Consider the following 20,290-nt stretch of genomic DNA (forward strand, 5'->3'; position numbering starts at 1 on the left):
TATGTCTACCGATTCGAGTTTCAACGACAAACGTCCAGACAGCGTTCCAACCACCCCTGAAACAGACATCGACCCCGTGATGGATCCGGACAGCCCGTTACGGGATCCTTTGGCCAGGCCGGTGGTCGTGCCGACGGAGCATCCACAGGGCTGGAAAGACCCGAGTGCCGGGGACGGCATTCCGGATGACGACCAGATGCCGCTGCCCAATGACTGACGCCGGACGAAAAAAAGCCCCGAATAATCGGGGCTTTCTTTTTCCTGTCGTTTACTTATTTCGACGCTTCAACCACGCCGCTCTGACGATGCTTGAGGTTCTTGTTGGATTTGTACTGCAAGGCTACAGACGGCACGTTCGTGCCTTGGCCGGTTTCCACCCAGCTGCGAATACGGCTGGCATCGGCAAAGTGTGTGTACTTGCCAAAAGCGTCGAGGATGACCAGCGCAACCGGGCGGTTACCCATGCTGGTGACCAGCACCAGGCAGTGGCCGGCCTCGTTGGTGAAGCCGGTTTTCGTCAGCTTGATGTCCCAGTTCGGCTTGTTGACCAAATGGTCGGTATTACGGAAACCCAGGCTGTAGTTGGGTTTACGGAACGAGACGGTTTTTTCCTTGGTGGTACTTAGCTCGGTCAACAGCGGGTACTTGTGCGCAGCGATCAGCAGTTTGCTCAGATCGCGGGCCGTGGACACGTTGCGAGGGGAGAGGCCGGTCGGTTCGACAAAGTGGGTGCTGGTCATGCCCAGTGCTTTCGCTTTGGCATTCATTGCGGCAATGAACGCGACGTAGCCACCCGGATAGTGATGGGCCAGGCTTGCGGCAGCGCGGTTTTCCGAGGACATCAGGGCAATCAGCAGCATTTCCTTGCGCGGCATTTCGCTGTTGAGTTTGACCCGGGAAAACACACCTTTCATTTCCGGGGTGTCGCTGATGTTGATGGAGATGTATTCGTCCATGTTTTGCCTGGCTTCAACCACGACCAGGCCGGTCATCAGTTTGCTGACGGAAGCGATCGGCACAACCACGTCAGGATTGCTGGCATAGATGACTTTGTTGGTCTGCAGATCCATCAGCAATGCGCTGCCGGAAGCGATCTTCAGTGTTGACGTATCTCGCGGCGCCGAAGTGGTGTCGGCAGCGTTGACCATTGGCGTGGTGAAAGTCCCTGTAAATGCGAAAAATAGGCTCAGGATGGAAAGACGGATTTTCACGCTGGCAGACTCATAAGGTGTGGATAAGCCGTTTTGTAACGGGCTGTTTCTTTAAAAACGACGCATTTTAGGAGTATGGCTTAAGAACTGTCGATGGTTGATCAATGAACAGGTGAAAGTCCTTTAAAACCCCTACAAACAGTAGGTTTCCGGCGAGTGGTCGCGTTTTTTTTTCAGGTAAAAAGAACCCCGCCAATGGCGGGGTTCCTTTGTTCGTCGCAGCCATGAAAATGCGAACTCAGCTGTGCAGTGTTTCGGCTGCGTACAGCGTGTTTTCCAACAGGCAAGCGCGGGTCATCGGGCCAACGCCACCCGGGACTGGAGTGATCCAGCCGGCGCGGGGCAGGGCGGTGTCGTAGATCACGTCACCGACCAGTTTGCCGTCTTCCTGGCGATTGATGCCGACGTCGATCACAATCGCGCCTTCCTTGATCCACTCACCTTTGACGAGGCCCGGCTTGCCGGCGGCGACCACCACCAGATCGGCTCGGCCGACGTGGCCTGCCAGATCCTTGGTGAAACGGTGGGTGACGGTCACGGTGCAACCAGCCAGCAGCAATTCCATCGCCATCGGGCGGCCAACAATGTTGGAGGCCCCGACAACCACTGCGTCCATCCCGTAAAGATCGACACCTGTGCTTTCCAGCAACGCCATGATGCCTTTAGGCGTGCACGGACGCAGCAGCGGAATACGCTGGGCGAGGCGGCCGACGTTATAAGGGTGGAAACCGTCGACATCCTTGTCTGGACGAATGCGCTCCAGCAATTTGGAGGCGTCCAGGTGTTCAGGTAAAGGAAGCTGAAGCAAAACGCCGTCAATCGCCGGGTCGTCGTTCAAGCGATCAATCAGATCGGTCAGCGCTTCTTGAGTGGTTTCGGAAGGCAGGTCGTAGGCTTGGGAAATGAAGCCGACCTCTTCACAGTCTTTACGCTTGTGCGAGACATAAACCTGAGAGGCAGGATCGCTGCCGACCAGGATCACCGCGAGGCCGGGCGTGCGCAGACCTTGCTGGCGACGCTCGTTGACGCGTTTGGCGATCTGCTGGCGCAGGCTGGCGGCGATCGATTTGCCGTCGATTAGTTGTGCAGTCATTGCGCGTGATTAACCATCGAGAGGGGAAAAAAAGAGAACGCATTCTCGCATGTCATGAGGTGAGGGCAAAGGCGCTTGGTCTGCAAATTCCCCTAACCCCTTTAATTAAATGAATTTTTTTTAAAAAAGAGTTGACGACCTTCAGGGCCACCTATAACATTCGTCGCACTTGTCGGGCACAGCCTAGCACTGGTTAAGAAGGCCGAGCAGAGTTGATGTTTAATTCGGTGAGGCTGAAAGCACTTAGTTTGTAATCGTCCAAGAATACAGATTAACAAGGCGCCCGTAGCTCAGCTGGATAGAGCATCCGCCTTCTAAGCGGATGGTCGCAGGTTCGAGTCCTGCCGGGTGCGCCATTAGGCAGCTTTGGCACAAGTAACGCAACATGGCAATATGGTGGGCGTAGCTCAGTTGGTAGAGCACGGGATTGTGACTCCCGTTGTCGAGGGTTCGATCCCCTTCGTCCACCCCATATTTAGAAAGGCGCCAGATTAACAGTCTGGCGCCTTTGCTTTAAAAGCTTGATGCGGATGTGGTGGAATTGGTAGACACACTGGATTTAGGTTCCAGCGCCGCAAGGTGTGAGAGTTCGAGTCTCTCCGTCCGCACCATTACAAATAGCTATTTAATAGCAGAAAACGGCGCAGCACCTGAAAAGGGCTGCGCCGTTTTTGTTTTAGAAGTCTGAATTTTCAAAGCGACCGCAGGTTCTGGGTCGAGAGGGCAGCTCGGGTCGTCGGATTTATGTTTCTCGATGATGCCGATTCGCCCGTTGGTCCCCTCGTGGGGTCGACTGTCAGGGATGGATTGCCGATGTCTTCTATATATAGAAGGATTGGCGTAGGGCCCTGGCATGATTGGCTGTATTTGCTAACAGGGCGAGGCACAACCGTTTGTCCCCGCCTATAAATTGCCTGCTGCTTTTTTACCCGTTTTCAGTAGGGTGACTTCTTGAGTTTGACCCACTAGAATGCATGCCCTTGATTCTGGGGTCGGAAACGGCCGGCTAACGTCTGTGCAACGAGGAATATCCATGCAAGTTTCTGTTGAAAATACTTCTGCTCTTGAGCGCCGCATGAGCATCACCGTGCCGGCTGAGCGCATCGAGACTCAGGTCAACAAGCGTCTGCAGCAGACTGCCCAAAAGGCCAAGATTGCTGGCTTCCGTCCAGGCAAAGTGCCAATGAGTGAAATCAAGCGCCGTTTTGGTGCTGATGCACGTCAAGAAGCGGTCGGCGACGTGATCCAGTCCTCCTTCTACGAAGCTGTTGTCGAGCAGAAGCTGAACCCGGCTGGCGCTCCTTCGATCGAGCCGAAATCGCTGGAAGCCGGCAAAGACCTGGAATACGTCGCGATTTTCGAAGTGTTCCCTGAGTTCACCGTTGCCGGTTTCGAAGGTATCGCGGTTGAGCGCCTGAGCGCTGACGTGGCTGATGCCGATCTTGACAAGATGCTGGAAGTCCTGCGCAAGCAGAACACCCGTTTCGAAGTGGCTGATCGTGCTGCTCAAAACGAAGACCAGCTGAACATCGATTTCGTTGGCAAGGTCGACGGTGAAGTGTTCGCTGGCGGTTCCGCCAAAGGTACTCAGCTGGTGCTGGGTTCCGGCCGCATGATCCCTGGTTTTGAAGACGGTCTGGTTGGCGCTAAAGCCGGCGAAGAGCGCGTTCTGAACCTGACCTTCCCAGAGGACTATCAGAACCTCGACCTGGCAGGCAAAACCGCTGAGTTCACCGTTACCGTGAACACTGTTTCCGAGCCAAAGCTGCCAGAACTGAGCGAAGAATTCTTCGCTCAATTCGGCATCAAGGAAACCGGTCTGGAAGGCTTCCGCACCGAAGTTCGCAAGAACATGGAGCGTGAACTGCGTCAGGCGATCAAATCCAAGGTCAAGAATCAGGTAATGGACGGTCTGCTGGCCACCAACCCGATCGAAGTGCCTAAGGCTCTGCTGTCCAACGAAGTTGACCGTCTGCGCGTGCAGGCTGTTCAGCAGTTCGGTGGCAACATCAAGCCTGAGCAACTGCCGGCCGAGCTGTTCGAAGAGCAAGCCAAGCGCCGCGTTGTGCTGGGTCTGATCGTGGCTGAAGTGGTCAAGCAATTCGACCTCAAGCCTGACGAAGCCCGCGTTCGTGAAATGATTCAGGAAATGGCTTCGGCTTACCAAGAGCCTGAGCAGGTTGTGTCCTGGTACTACAAGAATGACCAGCAGCTGAACGAAGTCCGTTCGGTTGTGCTGGAAGAGCAAGTTGTGGATACTGTTCTGCAGAAAGCTAGCGTGACCGACAAAGCGGTCTCTTACGAAGAAGCAGTCAAGCCGGTAGAAGCTCCACAAGCCGACTGATCGCTTTTGCGGTAAGAAGTACACACCATAAGCCAGCCTTCGTGCTGGTTTATGCGTATTCAAGACATAACTATTTGGGAGTGACTGCAAGACATGTCCCGCAATTCTTATTATCAGCAGAGCTCTGACATCCAGGCCGCAGGCGGCCTGGTCCCGATGGTTATCGAGCAGTCCGCCCGTGGCGAACGTGCCTATGACATCTACTCGCGCCTGTTGAAGGAGCGAGTGATCTTCCTGGTGGGTCCGGTAGAAGACTACATGGCCAACCTGGTTGCGGCGCAACTGCTGTTCCTTGAAGCGGAAAACCCGGACAAGGACATCCATCTTTACATCAACTCACCAGGTGGTTCGGTGACTGCAGGCATGTCGATCTACGACACCATGCAGTTCATCAAGCCAGACGTTTCCACCACCTGTATCGGTCAGGCCTGCAGCATGGGCGCCTTTCTGCTCGCTGGTGGTGCGGCCGGCAAGCGTTTCTGCCTGCCGAACTCGCGCATGATGATTCACCAGCCGTTGGGCGGCTTCCAGGGTCAGGCGTCGGATATCGACATCCATGCCAAGGAAATCCTCCACATCCGTTCGCGTCTGAACCAGCTGTTGGCTCATCACACCGGTCAAAGCCTCGAAACCATCGAGCGCGATACCGAGCGCGACAACTTCATGAGCGCAGAGCGTGCGGCTGAGTACGGCCTGATCGACTCCGTGATCGACAAGCGTAAAATGCCCGCCTAAGCAGCCCAAATGTAGGTGGTCGGGTTAACTGACCGCCTGCGGACTTGAAAAAGCCCGCAATAGCCTTCATCTTGTGTTGCAAGCCTATCGGATTTGGATCGATCGAATGACTGACACCCGCAACGGCGAGGACAACGGCAAACTGCTCTATTGCTCCTTCTGTGGCAAAAGCCAGCATGAAGTGCGCAAATTGATTGCCGGCCCCTCGGTCTTTATCTGCGACGAGTGCGTCGACCTGTGCAATGACATCATCCGTGAGGAGGTGCAGGAAGCCCAGGCCGAAAGCAGCGCGCATAAATTGCCTTCGCCTAAAGAAATCAGCGGCATCCTTGATCAGTACGTGATTGGTCAGGAACGTGCGAAAAAGGTTCTGGCCGTAGCGGTGTACAACCACTACAAGCGCCTGAATCAGCGTGACAAAAAGAATGACGACGTCGAACTTGGCAAAAGCAACATTTTGCTGATCGGCCCGACAGGCTCGGGTAAAACCCTGCTTGCCGAAACACTGGCCCGCTTGCTGAACGTTCCGTTCACCATTGCCGACGCAACCACCCTTACCGAGGCGGGTTACGTGGGTGAAGATGTCGAGAACATCATTCAGAAACTGCTGCAGAAGTGCGATTACGACGTAGAAAAGGCCCAAATGGGCATTGTCTACATCGATGAGATCGACAAAATCTCGCGCAAGTCTGACAACCCGTCGATCACCCGGGACGTTTCCGGTGAAGGCGTGCAGCAGGCCCTGCTCAAGTTGATCGAAGGCACGGTCGCTTCCGTTCCGCCTCAAGGTGGTCGCAAGCATCCGCAGCAGGAATTTCTTCAGGTCGACACCCGTAACATCTTGTTCATCTGCGGTGGTGCATTCTCCGGTCTGGAAAAGGTTATTCAAAACCGTTCCACCCGTGGCGGCATTGGCTTCAACGCAGAAGTGCGCAGCAAGGAAGAAGGCAAGAAAGTCGGTGAGTCCCTGCGTGAAGTCGAGCCTGACGATCTGGTCAAGTTCGGTCTGATCCCGGAATTCGTCGGTCGTCTGCCGGTACTTGCCACGCTGGACGAGCTTGATGAGGCTGCGTTGATGCAGATTCTCACCGAGCCGAAAAATGCTCTGACCAAACAGTATGCCAAGCTGTTCGAGATGGAAGGTGTAGACCTGGAGTTCCGGGCCGACGCTCTGAAATCGGTCGCCAAACGTGCCCTGGAACGCAAGACCGGTGCTCGTGGGCTGCGTTCGATTCTCGAAGGTGTATTGCTCGACACTATGTATGAAATCCCCTCGCAATCCGAGGTGAGTAAAGTAGTGATCGACGAAAGCGTTATAGAAGGCAAGTCCAAGCCACTGTATATCTACGAAAACAGTGAGCCGGCTGCCAAGGCAGCGCCAGACGCTTAAGCGTCACGCTGCTGGAATAAAGAAGGGGCCTTCGGGCCCCTTTGCTTTTTGCGCGTTTTAACACCTTCTTTAAGCTTGTTTTTTTTGAAGGTAGCCCCCATCTTGGTTTCAAGCTCACTTCCATCTGTTTACGGCCTTATGGCCGCCGTAGAGGCGAAATCATGAAGACAACCATCGAATTGCCTCTCCTGCCATTGCGTGATGTTGTGGTTTATCCGCACATGGTTATCCCGCTGTTCGTGGGGCGCGAGAAATCCATCGAAGCCCTCGAGGCAGCGATGACGGGCGACAAGCAGATCCTTCTGCTGGCTCAGAGAAACCCTGCTGACGACGATCCCGGTGAAGATGCACTTTATCGCGTAGGTACCATTGCTACCGTTCTGCAGCTGCTCAAGCTGCCTGACGGCACGGTCAAGGTTTTGGTCGAAGGTGAGCAGCGGGGCGCCGTTGAGCGTTTCAGCGAAGTGGACGGCCACTGCCGTGCCGAAGTCTCATTGATCGACGAAGTCGACGCGCCAGAGCGCGAGTCGGAAGTGTTCGTCCGCAGCCTGCTGGCTCAGTTCGAACAATACGTGCAGCTGGGCAAGAAAGTCCCCGCTGAAGTCCTGTCGTCGCTCAACAGCATTGACGAGCCAGGCCGCCTGGTCGACACCATGGCCGCGCACATGGCCCTGAAGATCGAGCAGAAGCAGGAAATCCTTGAAATCATCGATTTGTCGGCCCGGGTCGAGCACGTTCTGGCGTTGCTGGATGCCGAGATCGACCTGTTGCAAGTCGAAAAACGCATTCGTGGTCGCGTCAAAAAACAAATGGAGCGCAGTCAGCGCGAGTACTACCTGAATGAGCAGATGAAGGCCATTCAGAAAGAACTCGGCGACAGCGACGAAGGCCACAACGAAATCGAAGACCTGAAAAAGCGCATCGATGCCGCCGGTCTGCCGAAAGATGCCTTGGCAAAAGCCCAGGGTGAACTGAACAAGTTAAAACAAATGTCGCCAATGTCTGCGGAAGCGACCGTGGTGCGCTCGTATATTGACTGGCTGGTTCAGGTGCCGTGGAAGGCGCAGAGCAAAGTGCGTCTGGATCTGGCGCGCGCTGAAGACATTCTCGATGCAGACCACTATGGTCTGGAAGAAGTCAAAGAGCGGATCCTTGAATACCTCGCCGTGCAAAAGCGCGTGAAGAAAATTCGTGGTCCGGTGTTGTGCCTGGTCGGTCCTCCAGGGGTGGGTAAAACCTCTCTGGCGGAGTCGATTGCTCACGCCACCAACCGAAAATTCGTCCGCATGGCCCTCGGTGGTGTGCGTGATGAAGCGGAAATTCGTGGTCATCGCCGTACTTATATTGGTTCGATGCCAGGAAGATTGATTCAAAAGATGACAAAGGTGGGCGTCCGCAACCCGCTGTTCCTGCTCGATGAAATCGACAAAATGGGCAGTGACATGCGTGGCGATCCGGCGTCGGCGTTGCTGGAAGTGCTTGATCCTGAGCAGAACCACAACTTCAACGATCACTATCTGGAAGTCGACTACGACTTGTCCGATGTGATGTTCCTTTGCACCTCGAACTCCATGAATATTCCACCGGCGCTGCTGGACCGGATGGAAGTGATTCGTCTGCCGGGTTACACCGAAGACGAAAAGATCAACATCGCCGTCAAATACCTTTCGCCAAAGCAGATTACGGCTAACGGCTTGAAAAAAGGCGAGCTGGAATTCGACGCCGAAGCGATCCGCGACATCATCCGCTACTACACCCGCGAAGCCGGTGTACGTGGGCTGGAGCGCCAGATTGCCAAGGTTTGCCGCAAGGCGGTCAAAGAGCATTCAATGGAGAAGCGCTTCTCGGTGAAGGTCACTGCCGAGATGCTGGAACACTTCCTGGGCGTGCGCAAATTCCGCTACGGTCTGGCCGAATCGCAGGATCAGATCGGTCAGGTCACCGGGCTGGCGTGGACTCAGGTGGGTGGCGAATTGCTGACCATCGAAGCTGCCGTCGTTCCGGGTAAAGGCCAGTTGATCAAGACAGGCTCTTTGGGTGACGTCATGGTCGAATCGATCACTGCGGCCCTGACCGTTGTTCGCAGTCGCGCGAAGAGCCTGGGGATTCCCCTGGACTTCCACGAGAAGCGCGATACGCACATCCATATGCCGGAAGGGGCAACCCCGAAGGACGGCCCTAGCGCCGGTGTGGGCATGTGCACGGCTCTGGTGTCGGCATTGACCGGGATCCCTGTGCGCGCGGACGTCGCCATGACTGGCGAAATTACGTTGCGTGGTCAGGTGCTGGCGATTGGCGGTTTGAAAGAAAAACTGCTTGCTGCTCACCGTGGCGGAATCAAGACGGTGATCATTCCTGAAGAGAACGTACGCGATCTGAAGGAAATTCCTGACAATATCAAGCAAGATCTGCAGATTAAACCCGTTAAATGGATTGACGAAGTCCTGCAAATTGCGCTGCAATACGCGCCGGAGCCCTTGCCAGATGTAGCTCCAGAGATAGTTGCAAAGGATGAAAAACGCGAGTCTGACTCTAAGGAAAGAATTAGCACGCATTAGTACGTATTTGCCTGGGGGGCTTCCTTGACAGCTTTTTAGAGCCCTTGTTATAAAGCGGCTCTTAAGTGTCTGTAGGCCATTCAGCACTCGTTTTTGCTTTCACCAAAAAACTTAGAATCATACTCAAATAGATATAAGGGGACTTAGAGTGAACAAGTCGGAACTGATTGATGCTATCGCTGCATCCGCTGATATCCCGAAAGCTGCTGCTGGCCGTGCGCTGGACGCTGTAATCGAATCCGTCACTGGCGCTCTCAAGGCGGGTGACTCTGTTGTTCTGGTCGGTTTCGGTACCTTCTCCGTCACTGATCGTCCAGCTCGCATTGGTCGTAACCCACAGACCGGTAAGACGCTGGAAATCGCAGCCGCTAAAAAACCAGGTTTCAAAGCCGGTAAAGCACTGAAAGAAGCTGTCAACTAAGTTCGATTCAGGTTTTTGCCTATCCGGGTCGGGGTCATGCCTGACCTGGCAGCGGAGCGGTAGTCCAGTCGGCGAGTCGCCGATCCGAGACACCGAGGCTCGCAAGTTCGAGTCATCGGTCCGCTCCGCCAGTTACGAGAAGGCGCATCCTCGGATGCGCCTTTCTTCTATCCGGATTCTACCCACGCTCCACGGTTGCCTAATTTTGAAGTTCAACCGTTTCTGGGGGACGCATGCTGCAGAATATCAGGGACAATTCACAAGGCTGGATTGCCAAGACCATTATCGGGGTCGTCGTTGCACTGATGGCTTTGACCGGTTTCGACGCCATCTTCAAGGCCACGACGCACAAAAATGATGCGGCCAAGGTCAATGGCGAAGAAATCAGCCAGAACGAGCTGAGCCAGGCGGTCGATATGCAACGCCGTCAGCTCATGCAACAGCTGGGCAAGGATTTCGATGCTTCCTTGCTCGACGAAAAAATGCTGCGCGAATCGGCCCTCAAAGGCCTGATCGATCGCAAGCTGCTGCTGCAAGGCGCAGAAAACTCGAAGTTCGCATTTTCCGAAGCTGCTTTGGACCAGGTGATCCTGCAAACGCCTGAATTCCAGGTGGATGGCAAGTTCAGTTCTGAGCGTTTCGACCAGGTTATTCGGCAACTTGGCTACAGCCGCATGCAATTCCGCCAGATGCTGGCTCAGGAAATGCTGATCGGCCAGCTGCGCGCTGGTCTGGCGGGTAGCGGTTTCGTCACCGACGCACAGGTTCTGGCATTCGCCCGTCTGGAAAAACAGACCCGCGATTTCGCTTCCCTGAACGTCAAGGCTGACCCGGCGGCTGTGAAGCTGACTGACGATGAAGTCAAAGCCTACTACGACGAACACGCCAAGGAATTTATGACACCGGATCAGGTGGTCATCGATTACCTCGAGTTGAAGAAGGCTTCCTTCTTTGATCAGGTCAGCGTCAAGGACGAAGACCTGCAAGCGGCGTATCAGAAAGAAACCGCGAACCTGTCCGAGCAACGCCGGGCCGCGCACATTCTGATCGAAGTGAACGACAAAGTGACCGAGGCGCAAGCCAAGGCCAAGATCGAAGAGATCCAGGCACGTCTGGCAAAAGGCGAGAAGTTCGAGGCTCTGGCCAAGGAATTCTCCCAGGACCCGGGTTCGGCCAACAACGGCGGCGACCTCGGCTTTGCCGGTCCTGGCGTCTACGATCCAGCCTTCGAAACAGCGCTGTATGCGTTGGCCAAGGATCAGGTCTCGGCGCCGGTTCGTACCGACTTCGGTTTCCATCTGATCAAGCTGTTGGGCGTGGAAGCACCTGAAGTGCCGACGCTCGCCAGCCTGAAAGACAAGCTGACACGTGAGCTGAAAACCCAGCAGGTCGAGCAGCGTTTCGTCGAGGCGACCAAGCAACTGGAAGATTCGTCGTTCGAAGCCTCCGATCTGGCTCAGCCGGCGCAGGACCTGAAGCTCACTGTTCATACGTCCAAGCCGTTCGGTCGTGAAGGTGGCGAAGGTGTTGCAGCCAACCGTGCCGTGGCCACTGCGGCGTTCAGCCCTGAAGTGCTGGATGAGGGTGCCAACAGCACCGCTATCGAGCTCGACCCGGAAACCGTGATCGTGCTGCGCGCCAAGGAGCACCTGAAGCCTGCGCAATTGCCGCTGGAAAGCGTTGCTGCCAGCATTCGCGTGCAATTGGCCAAGGAGCATGCCAGTGCTGCCGCCAAGACCAAGGCTGAAGAGCTGATTGTCAGCCTGCGCGATGGCAAGACTGCGCTGGACAAGGCGATCGACGGTCAGAGCTGGAAAGTGACCCAGGCAGCTACTCGTGGCCAGGAAGGGGTTGACCCAACCGTGCTGCAGGCGCTGTTCCGCATGCCGAAGCCTGCCGCCAAGGACAAGCCGACCTTCAGCAGCGTGACCCTGGCCGATGGCAGCCTGGTGATCGTGCGTCTGAACGGTGTGAACGAAGCCGCTGCGCCGACCGAAGAAGAGAAGGCTCAATACCGTCGCTTCCTCGCTTCGCGCATTGGCCAGCAAGACTTTGCGGCCTACCGCAAACTGCTGGAAAGCCAGGCTGAGATCAAACGCTTCTGATGCCTGACTGAGTTTTGCGCTACACAAAGACCCTGGCCGAAAGGCCGGGGTTTTTTTTTATGGATGAAACGAAAGCCGCGCGGGTTACCCGTCGCCTGAGTATTTACCGTGCGACTTTTTCCTGTAAATGACAGTCAGTAGACTTGTAACTGTTTTAAGACACTAATCGATACTCCGCTAAGCATCGATCTGTTGCACAATACGCCCCGGACCGTTTTCCTCAGGATGTTCAATGTTTAAATCATTTCCCATGCGTGTTGCAGGGCTGGCGTTGGTGCTGGCCGCCGCGGCCGGCTGCTCGTCGAAGAAAGCCCCTATCTACGAGCATGAGAACTTCGATGACTCCGGAACGTTTTCGCGCAGCTACCCGGTGACTGATGCGCAGACGTGCGAGGCCGCCCGTCGGGCGTTGCTCAGCCAAGGCTACATCATCACCAGCTCCGACCCGAAACTGGTCAGCGGACACAAAAGCTTCCAGCAGACCGGCGAGACCCACATGGAGATCAGCTTCAGTGTGGTCTGTGCCGATGATGGCAGTGAAGGGCACCACGCGACGATGTTCGCCAACGCCCTGCAGGACCGTTATGCGCTGAAGAAGACCAACAACTCCGCCAGCGTTGGTGTGGGCGTGTTGGGCTCGGTGTCAATGCCGATTGGCTCGTCCGACGACTCGATGGTCAAGGTTGCCAGCGAAACCGTATCGTCGCCCAAGTTTTACGAGCGTTTCTTCACCTTGGTGGAGTTGTTCCTCCCGCCGGAAGCGAAAAAGGCCGCGCACATCAAGGATAAGCCGAAACCCGATCTCGGCGTGCCTGAAGCCAAGGTCGCACCGGCTCCGTCGGCACCACCTGCGGCAGAACCTGCGCCGGCACCTGCCGAAGCTGCTCCAGCCGCCGCTGAGCCTGTTGCACCGCCGCCTGAAGCCGCTCCGATTGCTCCGGCCGGGAATGCCGAACCGGCAACGACCACGGAAACGGTCACTCCACCGCCCCAATCAAGCCTGCCTCCACCCACCGAGCCTATTTCGGCCATTCCTGTTTCAGGCCAATAATCGGGTTCTGGCACTGCGGGATCGGGTCAGACGACACCGATCCCGCAGCGGCTTTTAAATTGATCCACGTCAACCCAGGCCGTTGTCCTACGGCCTGTATCGAAAAAATCCTGTGATAAATTCCTGACGGCCTGCTACGTTTTATTAAGTAGCCGCTGAGCAGCGTGCCTGCGTCATTTTTCTTTCACGTGGGCACTTTATGCTCGGGGCGCTGGTCATTTATTCAGGCGTTTTTTTCAACGAGCTGTGGGGGATTCAAAATGGACGATTATCAAGAAGAGCTGCTCGAGTATCAGGCGTTTGAACTGGACCCGCTGGAACCGGCCGAAGACGCTACCGAGCTGTAAGCGTCAAGCGGATTGGCGATGGCTGCGGCGAAACTCGCCGGGAGTCTGGCCGCTCCAGCGTTTGAAGGCCCGCTGAAAGGCTTCGGCTGAGGCAAAGCCCAGCAGATAGGCGATTTCTCCGAACGCCAGTTCGGTATCGCGAATGTAGGTCATGGCCAGGTCGCGACGCGTGTCATTGAGGATCGCGCGAAATTGCGTGCCTTCCTCGGCGAGTTTGCGGCGCAAGGTCCAGGTCGGCAGCTTCAGGCGTGCCGCCACTTCTTCCAGGTCGGGTTCCCGGCCACCATTGAGCAATGGCCCCAGTAACTGAGTGATGCGTTCACGCAGGCTGCGGGTGCGTGTCAGTTGCTCCAGTTCCCGTTCGCACAGTTGCAGCAAGTGTCGCCAGGTGCTCGGGCAGTGTTCCGGATTGCGCTGGGCGAGGCTGGTAAGGCTCAAACGCAGTTGATTGTGTTCGCAGCCAAACTGGATCGGGCCGTCGCCCAGCACGTCATAAGCCGTTCGGTAATCCGGCTCATCGAACTCGATCTCGATGCGTTCGGCCCGCAACGGAGCAGGGCTTATGCTGGACAATTGCTGCAACCAGCCAGCGATGATCGAATCCACCACGAAGCGGTTGTAGGCGTTGTAAGGGCTGATGGAATAGAACCGCAGCCAGGCACCTTGGGCGTCTTCGTGAAAACTCGATTGACCGCGATAGTTGGAGCCATACAAGGCTTCGAAGCGAATCAGGCAGCGTGCGGCCTCTCGCACCGTTGGCGCCTGAGCGGCGGTGACCCCGGCGAGACCGGTCTGGCTCAGGCGACTGAGCTGACCCATGCGCAAGCCAAGTGCCGGGTTGTCGGTCAGTTGAATGGCGCTGTGGCCCAGGCGCATGTAACGCGGGATCGAGAGCCGGGCGCCTGCTTCACTCAGGCGAGCCGCGTCGAGGCCGTATTGTTCGAGCAGCGGTTGAGGGTCTACACCGTGGCTGCGCACGGCGTCGGCCAGGCTATGAACAAAGCCGACCGACAGATCCCCGAGGCGCATCGGCAACGGTTTCATGGGTTACAACCAGAGGTTCAGCAAGCGCGCGCCACGGACATTGCCGTCGGTGAACTGTTGCCCGTTGCTGCTGAGAAAACTTTGACCGGCGCTGCCCTGATCCCAGAACTGACCGCGCAGGAACACGCTCATGCCGGCGATTGCCTGGCTGCTGGGCGGTTGAGCGGTGAGTGTCAGACGATGCCAGGCCTGGCCTTCGCTGAGTTCCCCGGCCTTGAGGCTGACGGAGCCAGGCGTCGACAGCCCCTTGTAACCGCTCCACGGTTTGTCCCAGGTGCCGCGCCCGGGCACAAACGCCGGGACCGCGACGAACTGCGCACCCTGGTCGTCGAGCTTGCGGTAATTGTCCGGGTACCAGCTGTCGCTGCCGATCAGCACACCCAGGCGTCCGGCCGGGGTGTCGACGACGTTGAGCGTATGCTCGCCATTGGCGGCGATGACTTCATGTTCATCGAAAATCGGATGCATCTGGCGCTGGGGCTGGCCGATCGGCAGGCCATCGCGACCGAACACCACGCTGCTGTTGTACAACGCGCCGCGGCCGATTTTCAGGGTGCCGTCGATGATGCTGGGCTCGGGTAGCACGATGGAGCCCGCCACCAATGTCACGTGGAATTCTTTCGCCAGACCACCAAACAGTGCCTGGTAGTCCTTGGCCATGCCTTTGGCTTTCATGCGCAGGTGCGCATCGTCCAGACGGCTGTCGCCCGTGGCGCTGATCAGTGCGCGGACGAACTTCAGTGGGTTACTGACCGCCAGCCAGTTCATGGCTTCCTTGAGTGTGGTGGCCTGATACAGCTCATCTTTCTCGCCGCTGACCATCAACCAGGTGCCGACATGTTCGGGCAAGACGACGATGGTTTTTTCATTCAGCAGGCCCTGATCCTGGGCCTTCTGCAAATAGGCCGCCAGCTTGCGGTGCAAGCGTTCGGGGCTTTGATAGTCGGTGGGGAACAGCTCGGGCTGGACGCCCAGCAAATTGCCGCGATCAGCGGGTATACCTTGGTCGACCGCTAGGTTGATGCGCAGGTCCGACAGGTAATGACCCACCGGACGGTCCGCGGCCCACATGGCGTAGGTCGTAAGGGCGGCAATCAATGCCATGGAGAAGGTCAGGTACAGAAGTTTGCGCATGGGGAAACAGTCAACGGCCGCGTGCAGGGTTCGCGACTAGGGTAGGGCCCATGCCGGCACTTGCCAAGGGGCGCTGCGCATTTGGATCAATAAGTTGTCAGTTACGGTCATTGAGTGGCGGCGGCGCGACTCTTAGTCTGTCCAACATGACTGACGGGGGCCGAAGAGCTCCTGCACTTTTTCCGTGATCGCTCGATGTGGAGTTACCGATGGCCGCCGTTCATTACCCGCACCTGTTGGCCCCGCTGGACCTGGGTTTTACCACGCTGCGCAACCGTACCCTGATGGGTTCGATGCACACCGGTCTTGAGGAAAAGCCCGGCGGTTTCGAGCGCATGGCGGCGTACTTCGCCGAACGTGCCCGGGGCGGCGTTGGCCTGATGGTCACCGGTGGTATTGGCCCGAACGATGAGGGCGGGGTGTACTCCGGCGCGGCCAAACTGACCACCGAGGACGAAGCGCTCAAGCACCGGATCGTCACCCGCGCGGTGCACGAGGCAGGCGGCAAGATCTGCATGCAGATCCTTCACGCCGGACGTTATGCCTACAGCCCGAAACAGGTGGCACCGAGCGCCATTCAGGCGCCGATCAACCCGTTCAAGCCTAAAGAGCTGGACGAGGAAGGCATCGAGAAGCAGATCAGCGATTTCGTCACCTGTTCGACCCTGGCGCAACAGGCCGAGTACGACGGCGTCGAGATCATGGGCTCCGAAGGTTATTTCATTAACCAGTTCCTCGCCGCCCATACCAACCACCGTACTGACCGCTGGGGCGGCAGCTATGAAAACCGCATGCGCCTGCCGGTGGAAATCGTCCGCCGGGTGCGCGAAGCGGTAGGCCCGAATTTCATTATTATCTTCCGCCTGTCGATGCTCGATCTGGTGGAAGGCGGCAGCAGCTGGGAAGAAATCGTGCAGTTGGCCAAGGCCATCGAGCAGGCCGGTGCGACCATCATCAACACCGGTATCGGCTGGCACGAAGCGCGGATTCCGACCATCGCCACCAAAGTGCCGCGCGGTGCGTTCAGCAAGGTCACGGCCAAGCTGCGGGGTTCGGTAAGCATTCCGCTGATCACCACCAACCGCATCAATACCCCGGAAGTGGCCGAGCAGATTCTGGCCGAAGGCGATGCCGACATGGTGTCCATGGCTCGGCCGTTCCTCGCCGACCCGGACTTCGTCAACAAGGCTGCTGCCGGTCGTGCCGATGAAATCAACACCTGCATCGGTTGCAACCAGGCGTGTCTGGATCACACCTTCGGCGGCAAGTTGACCAGTTGCCTGGTGAACCCGCGCGCCTGTCATGAAACCGAACTCAACTACCTGACGGTGCAGCAGATCAAGAAAATCGCGGTGGTCGGTGCCGGCCCTGCGGGTTTGTCCGCGGCGACTGTGGCCGCCGAGCGGGGTCATCAGGTGACGCTGTTCGATTCGGCGAGTGAAATCGGTGGCCAGTTCAACATCGCCAAGCGTGTGCCGGGCAAAGAAGAGTTCTTCGAAACCCTGCGTTATTTCAACCGCAAACTGCAGACCACCCATGTTGAGGTGTGCCTGAACACCCGCGTCGACGTCGCGCAGCTGGTCGAAGGCGGTTACGACGAGATCATCCTCGCCACCGGCATCGCCCCAAGAACCCCAGCAATTCCGGGTGTCGAGAACGCCAAGGTGCTGAGCTACCTGGACGTAATCCTTGAGCGCAAACCGGTGGGCAAGCGCGTCGCGGTGATCGGCGCCGGTGGTATCGGATTCGATGTCTCGGAGTTCCTGGTTCACCAGGGTGTGGCCACCAGCCAGAACCGCGAGGCGTTCTGGAAGGAGTGGGGCATCGACACGCATCTGCAAGCGCGCGGCGGTGTCGCCGGCATCCAGGCTGAACCTCATGCACCGGCTCGTGACGTGTTCCTGCTGCAGCGCAAGAAGTCCAAGGTCGGCGACGGCCTGGGCAAGACCACCGGCTGGATTCACCGCACCGGTCTGAAGAACAAACAGGTGCAGATGCTCAACAGCGTCGAGTACCTGAAGATCGACGACGAAGGTTTGCACATCCGCATCGGCGAAACCGGTGAGCCGCAAGTGCTGCCGGTGGACAACATCGTGATCTGCGCCGGGCAGGATCCGCTGCGTGAATTGCAGGAGGGACTGGTGGCGGCCGGGCAGAACGTGCATTTGATTGGCGGCGCGGATGTGGCGGCGGAGCTGGATGCCAAGCGCGCGATCAACCAGGGTTCGCGATTGGCGGCTGAGTTGTAATTCGCAGGTCTAGCGTGCCAATGGCTTTCGCGAGCAGGCTCGCTCCCACAATGGTTTTGTGTCGAACATGGAACCTGTGGGAGCGAGCCTGCTCGCGATGGCTGCCAATGAGCGACTAGAATGCTGGCTCTTTACCCAGAGCCAGCATCGATGCTACTCCCTCCCAACACCTGGCTCCCCCAAGCCCCACTCGAACCCCTTCACCTCGACTGGCTCACCTCAGCCGGCATCGAAGTCGCGATCCTGCGCCTTGACCAAATCGACCCGCTGATCAGTGGCAACAAGTGGTTCAAACTCATCGAGCACCTGAAAGCCGCTGACCGGATCGGTGCCAAAGGCATCATCAGTCTGGGCGGTGCCCACTCCAATCATCTGCACGCACTGGCGGCGGCGGGCAAACGTTTCGGTTTTAGCACCGTTGGACTGCTGCGTGGTCATCCGCAAGAAACGCCGACGGTGAAAGACTTGCAGGCGTTCGGTATGCAGTTGCATTGGCTGGGTTATGGCGGTTATCGAGCGCGGCTCGAGCCGGGTTTCTGGTTACCATGGCAGGCGCTGTACCCCGATTTGCATCCGGTGCCGGAAGGTGGCGGCGGTTTGCAGGGAGCAAAGGGCTGCGTGCCGCTGAGGACAATGGTCAGCGAGCAACTGAACGGTCTTGGCTGGAGCGACTACGACGGCTGGTGGCTGGCCTGCGGAACGGGCACGACCCTGGCCGGTCTGGTGCTGGCCGAAGCAGGTGAACATCCGGTGTACGGTGCGCTGGCGGTGCCCGACGATCATGGGGTTGCGCAGCAGGTCGAGTCGATTGTGCAGGAGGCGGGTTTACAGAATCGCGCTTATGAATGGTTCGACGCCAGCCGTGGCGGCTTTGCCAAAGTCGATCCGCAGTTGCTCGAATTCATCGATCAGGCCGAACAGGCCAGCGGCATTCCCCTCGAACCGCTGTACACCGGCAAAGCCCTGTTGGCGCTCAAGCAGCAAGTCGAAGCCGGAAGATTCGAAAAGGGCACGCGCCTGATTTTCATCCATACCGGCGGTTTGCAGGGCCGCCGAGGATTTCGATAAGTACGCCATCCCTGTAGCAGCTGGCGAAGCCTGCGTTCGGCGGCGAAGCCGTCGTGAATCCATCTGCCTCGGTTCACTTGACGCACCGCGTTGACTGATTTTACGACGGCTTCGCCAGCTGCTATGTATGGACTCGCCCCCACGTTCAACCCGCTTTTAAACACTGCTACCCGGTTGCATCTATGTATGAGGCCTGTTCGAGGAAGCCTTCAACGGCTTCTGGCCAACATTGGGTAAGCTCGCGGTATGCCGATTACAGTAAGGCCTCAAGGGCCAGTAGCAGCTTAGGCATCAATCCGCGACGGTCTGACCTGGGGTCAATGTTCTTAGCATGGGTTGGAGCGGCTTAACGCCCCGGTGGCAGAACTCTGTTATCAGTGACTCATCGCAGCCTCCTGGCCAGTGCCCGGCTGGCGACGATAAGTCTGGTCGTTTTGCAATAGCACCCAGAGGATGCGCAGGTTGCGGTTGGCCAAGCGCACCGCCGCCTCCTTGCGACCCAGGCGGGATATCCAACGCTGGAGACGTTGGTCGTCCGGCTGCTGTGAATCGGGTCGTAGCTGTCTTAAAACGGCATGGGCACCCTGGATCGTCAGACTGCGCAAGTAAGCATCGCCATGCTTGCTCATCTTGCCCAACCGGACCTTCTCGCCGCTGCTGTGCTGGCTGGGCACCAACCCGAAGTAGGCGGCGAACAAGCGGGCGTTGGCGAAGCGTTCAGGCTCGGTCTGCTTGGCCAACAACGCCGTGGCGATGATCGGACCAACGCCGCGCACCGTCATCAGCCGCTTCGCCGTCTCGTCCGCCTTCGCGGCTGTTTCCAGCCGACCAGTCAGCACGTTGACGCGTTCGCCCAGTTGACTCCATTCGCCCAGCAGTTCGGCGATCAGTTCGCGCAGCAAATCGGGCAACGGTTGGGTGGTATCTTCCAGTACCCGAGGCACGAGCTGGCTGATAGCTATTTCGCCCTGCGCCATGGCCACACCGTGTTCCAGCAGTAAACCGCGCATCTGATTGCCGACCGCAGTACGTCGCCGTACATATCCCTGCCGGGCCCTGTGCAGAGCCTGCATCGCCAGCGCCGCCGCACTCTTGAGCGGTACAGATGAGATCTTGCAATCGCGGCCTGCGCGCAAGATAGCCAATGCATCGTTGCGATCATTTTTCGGGCCGCTGCGATGATTGGCAACCAACTGGGCCGGCAGGATGCGCACTGGATTACCCTGCGTTTGCAGCAACCGCGCCCACGCCTGAGCGCCTGGCCCGGTTTCCACCAACACCGTCACGCTCACTGGTAGCTTATGAAGAAATACCTGAAAGGCCTCGCGTGACTTGATTCGATCCTCGAATATCACCTGACCGAGGGCATCCTCCCCGGCCACTTGAAAGACCCTTTTGGCAAGATCCACCGCAACTGTGGTGCATGCCGCCGCATCGGCTGACAAAGACTGGTTGATCGTCGTATGCTTTTTCATGGCCTCGCCCTCGCTGTCGTTGGCTTCTATAAGAATGCCACCGTGGCGCACAGACGCCTCGGCTT

15 protein-coding genes and 3 tRNA genes are annotated in these 20,290 nt (G+C 57.5%); 13 read left to right on the forward strand and 5 right to left on the reverse strand.

The features are described 5' to 3' along the window. Position 1 precedes the first annotated feature (1 nt). Positions 2 to 217: a hypothetical protein gene (locus tag ACYZTW_RS10180; protein ID WP_462004748.1), complete on the forward strand. Its 216-nt coding sequence runs from the start codon at positions 2 to 4 to the stop codon at positions 215 to 217. Between the two features lie 55 nt (positions 218 to 272). Here the strand turns inward: ACYZTW_RS10180 and pbpG are convergent, their stop codons facing one another. Both pbpG and folD read right to left on the reverse strand, forming a co-directional pair. Then, complete coding sequence (gene pbpG, locus ACYZTW_RS10185) at positions 273 to 1,211, reverse strand: D-alanyl-D-alanine endopeptidase (RefSeq protein WP_462004749.1); 939 nt, start codon at positions 1,209 to 1,211, stop codon at positions 273 to 275. Positions 1,212 to 1,449: 238 nt separating this feature from the next. Next, a complete protein-coding gene (folD, locus tag ACYZTW_RS10190) occupies positions 1,450 to 2,304 on the reverse strand; it encodes a bifunctional methylenetetrahydrofolate dehydrogenase/methenyltetrahydrofolate cyclohydrolase FolD (protein ID WP_462004750.1) in 855 nt (284 codons plus the stop codon). A 279-nt stretch (positions 2,305 to 2,583) separates the two neighbouring features. On the opposite strand from folD, the gene ACYZTW_RS10195 reads away from it, so the two are divergent. The 10 genes from ACYZTW_RS10195 to ACYZTW_RS10240 all read left to right on the forward strand — a co-directional run bounded on the left by ACYZTW_RS10195 (position 2,584) and on the right by ACYZTW_RS10240 (position 12,908). After that, positions 2,584 to 2,660, forward strand: a tRNA-Arg gene (locus ACYZTW_RS10195). Positions 2,661 to 2,700: 40 nt separating this feature from the next. After that, a tRNA-His gene (locus tag ACYZTW_RS10200) sits at positions 2,701 to 2,776 on the forward strand. Positions 2,777 to 2,830: 54 nt separating this feature from the next. Then, positions 2,831 to 2,915, forward strand: a tRNA-Leu gene (locus tag ACYZTW_RS10205). Positions 2,916 to 3,337: 422 nt separating this feature from the next. Continuing rightward, positions 3,338 to 4,648, forward strand: coding sequence for a trigger factor (gene tig, locus ACYZTW_RS10210; protein WP_462004751.1), 1,311 nt, complete (start codon positions 3,338 to 3,340; stop codon positions 4,646 to 4,648). Positions 4,649 to 4,741: 93 nt separating this feature from the next. Continuing rightward, positions 4,742 to 5,383 carry an ATP-dependent Clp endopeptidase proteolytic subunit ClpP gene (clpP, locus tag ACYZTW_RS10215; protein ID WP_105344076.1) on the forward strand — a complete coding sequence of 214 codons (642 nt, stop codon included), beginning with the start codon at positions 4,742 to 4,744 and terminating at the stop codon, positions 5,381 to 5,383. A 106-nt stretch (positions 5,384 to 5,489) separates the two neighbouring features. Further along, positions 5,490 to 6,773 (forward strand): ATP-dependent Clp protease ATP-binding subunit ClpX, encoded by a 1,284-nt coding sequence (gene clpX / locus ACYZTW_RS10220; protein WP_054596541.1) that lies wholly within the window; start codon positions 5,490 to 5,492, stop codon positions 6,771 to 6,773. Between the two features lie 161 nt (positions 6,774 to 6,934). After that, positions 6,935 to 9,331, forward strand: a complete 2,397-nt coding sequence (gene lon / locus ACYZTW_RS10225) for an endopeptidase La (protein WP_462004752.1) — start codon at positions 6,935 to 6,937, stop codon at positions 9,329 to 9,331. A gap of 148 nt (positions 9,332 to 9,479) precedes the next feature. Then, a complete protein-coding gene (locus ACYZTW_RS10230; protein ID WP_002552737.1) occupies positions 9,480 to 9,752 on the forward strand; it encodes an HU family DNA-binding protein in 273 nt (90 codons plus the stop codon). Between the two features lie 233 nt (positions 9,753 to 9,985). Continuing rightward, positions 9,986 to 11,857, forward strand: coding sequence for a SurA N-terminal domain-containing protein (locus ACYZTW_RS10235; protein WP_462004753.1), 1,872 nt, complete (start codon positions 9,986 to 9,988; stop codon positions 11,855 to 11,857). A gap of 232 nt (positions 11,858 to 12,089) precedes the next feature. Beyond that, positions 12,090 to 12,908 carry a DUF2242 domain-containing protein gene (locus ACYZTW_RS10240; RefSeq protein WP_462004754.1) on the forward strand — a complete coding sequence of 273 codons (819 nt, stop codon included), beginning with the start codon at positions 12,090 to 12,092 and terminating at the stop codon, positions 12,906 to 12,908. 350 nt (positions 12,909 to 13,258) lie between these two features. Here ACYZTW_RS10240 and ACYZTW_RS10245 read toward each other — a convergent pair whose 3' ends face one another. Both ACYZTW_RS10245 and ACYZTW_RS10250 read right to left on the reverse strand, forming a co-directional pair. After that, positions 13,259 to 14,299, reverse strand: a complete 1,041-nt coding sequence (locus ACYZTW_RS10245; RefSeq protein WP_462004755.1) for an AraC family transcriptional regulator — start codon at positions 14,297 to 14,299, stop codon at positions 13,259 to 13,261. 3 nt (positions 14,300 to 14,302) lie between these two features. After that, positions 14,303 to 15,433, reverse strand: a complete 1,131-nt coding sequence (locus ACYZTW_RS10250; RefSeq protein WP_462004756.1) for a carbon-nitrogen hydrolase family protein — start codon at positions 15,431 to 15,433, stop codon at positions 14,303 to 14,305. A gap of 209 nt (positions 15,434 to 15,642) precedes the next feature. Here ACYZTW_RS10250 and ACYZTW_RS10255 point away from each other — a divergent pair, with 209 nt between their 5' ends. Continuing rightward, positions 15,643 to 17,682 carry an oxidoreductase gene (locus ACYZTW_RS10255; RefSeq protein ID WP_462004757.1) on the forward strand — a complete coding sequence of 680 codons (2,040 nt, stop codon included), beginning with the start codon at positions 15,643 to 15,645 and terminating at the stop codon, positions 17,680 to 17,682. A 150-nt stretch (positions 17,683 to 17,832) separates the two neighbouring features. Further along, entirely contained in the window at positions 17,833 to 18,750 is a 918-nt protein-coding gene (locus ACYZTW_RS10260; protein ID WP_462004758.1) for a 1-aminocyclopropane-1-carboxylate deaminase/D-cysteine desulfhydrase, read from the forward strand. Positions 18,751 to 19,124: 374 nt separating this feature from the next. Here ACYZTW_RS10260 and ACYZTW_RS10265 read toward each other — a convergent pair whose 3' ends face one another. Further along, positions 19,125 to 20,225, reverse strand: coding sequence for an IS110 family RNA-guided transposase (locus ACYZTW_RS10265; RefSeq protein ID WP_462005284.1), 1,101 nt, complete (start codon positions 20,223 to 20,225; stop codon positions 19,125 to 19,127). Positions 20,226 to 20,290: the final 65 nt, after the last annotated feature.

The sequence above is a fragment of the Pseudomonas sp. LB3P25 genome, from assembly GCF_054897985.1.

What these genes read in the sequence shown, in the direction of transcription:
- lon (WP_462004752.1), top strand. Translation starts at nt 6,935, where the DNA reads ATGAAGACAACCATCGAATTGCCTCTCCTGCCATTGCGTGATGTTGTG.
- ACYZTW_RS10260 (WP_462004758.1), top strand. Translation starts at nt 17,833, where the DNA reads ATGCTACTCCCTCCCAACACCTGGCTCCCCCAAGCCCCACTCGAACCC.
- tig (WP_462004751.1), top strand. Translation starts at nt 3,338, where the DNA reads ATGCAAGTTTCTGTTGAAAATACTTCTGCTCTTGAGCGCCGCATGAGC.
- ACYZTW_RS10240 (WP_462004754.1), top strand. Translation starts at nt 12,090, where the DNA reads ATGTTTAAATCATTTCCCATGCGTGTTGCAGGGCTGGCGTTGGTGCTG.
- ACYZTW_RS10245 (WP_462004755.1), bottom strand. Translation starts at nt 14,299, where the DNA reads ATGAAACCGTTGCCGATGCGCCTCGGGGATCTGTCGGTCGGCTTTGTT.
- ACYZTW_RS10250 (WP_462004756.1), bottom strand. Translation starts at nt 15,433, where the DNA reads ATGCGCAAACTTCTGTACCTGACCTTCTCCATGGCATTGATTGCCGCC.
- ACYZTW_RS10265 (WP_462005284.1), bottom strand. Translation starts at nt 20,225, where the DNA reads ATGAAAAAGCATACGACGATCAACCAGTCTTTGTCAGCCGATGCGGCG.
- ACYZTW_RS10180 (WP_462004748.1), top strand. Translation starts at nt 2, where the DNA reads ATGTCTACCGATTCGAGTTTCAACGACAAACGTCCAGACAGCGTTCCA.
- clpX (WP_054596541.1), top strand. Translation starts at nt 5,490, where the DNA reads ATGACTGACACCCGCAACGGCGAGGACAACGGCAAACTGCTCTATTGC.
- ACYZTW_RS10255 (WP_462004757.1), top strand. Translation starts at nt 15,643, where the DNA reads ATGGCCGCCGTTCATTACCCGCACCTGTTGGCCCCGCTGGACCTGGGT.
- ACYZTW_RS10235 (WP_462004753.1), top strand. Translation starts at nt 9,986, where the DNA reads ATGCTGCAGAATATCAGGGACAATTCACAAGGCTGGATTGCCAAGACC.
- folD (WP_462004750.1), bottom strand. Translation starts at nt 2,304, where the DNA reads ATGACTGCACAACTAATCGACGGCAAATCGATCGCCGCCAGCCTGCGC.
- clpP (WP_105344076.1), top strand. Translation starts at nt 4,742, where the DNA reads ATGTCCCGCAATTCTTATTATCAGCAGAGCTCTGACATCCAGGCCGCA.